General features: G+C 57.7%; 1 pseudogene. It reads right to left on the reverse strand.

Annotated elements, in window-relative coordinates:
* A pseudogene (locus tag AX756_RS24840) lies at positions 1 to 513 on the reverse strand (transposase); the annotation flags it as partial.

Genomic DNA, 513 nt, shown 5'->3' on the forward strand with positions numbered 1-513 from the left:
TGAGAAACGCTGTCATAGGCGTGCAGGTAAACCTCCTCGTATTTGATCAACCGCCATAGCCGTTCGACGAAGACATTGTCGCGCCAGGCACCTTTTCCATCCATACTGATCTGGATCTCGGCATCTTTCAGCGCCTTGATGAAGTCGATGGATGTGAACTGGCACCAATCGTATGACTGTCGGTGTTCATGATCTCCGGCTTGCCGTATCTGGCCATCGCTTCTTTCAGAGCTTCGAGGCACGGCTCCGTCTCCAGTGTGACCGAGAGCCGCCAGGCCAACACCTTTCGGCTGAACCAGTCCACGACCGCTGTCAGGTAGACGAACCCGCGCGCCATGGGGATATAGGTGATGTCCATGGCCCAGACATGGTTGGGCCGGGTCACAGCGAGCTTGCGCAGAAGGTATGGGTAGATCTTGTGGCCGGGCGCCGGTTTCGAGGTGTTCGGCTTCCGATACAAGGCTTCGATGCCCATCTGCTTCATCAGCGTGGCGACATGGAGCCGACCGGCGG

The sequence above is a fragment of the Aliiruegeria sabulilitoris genome, from assembly GCF_001558155.1.
GTDB lineage: Bacteria > Pseudomonadota > Alphaproteobacteria > Rhodobacterales > Rhodobacteraceae > Tropicimonas > Tropicimonas sabulilitoris.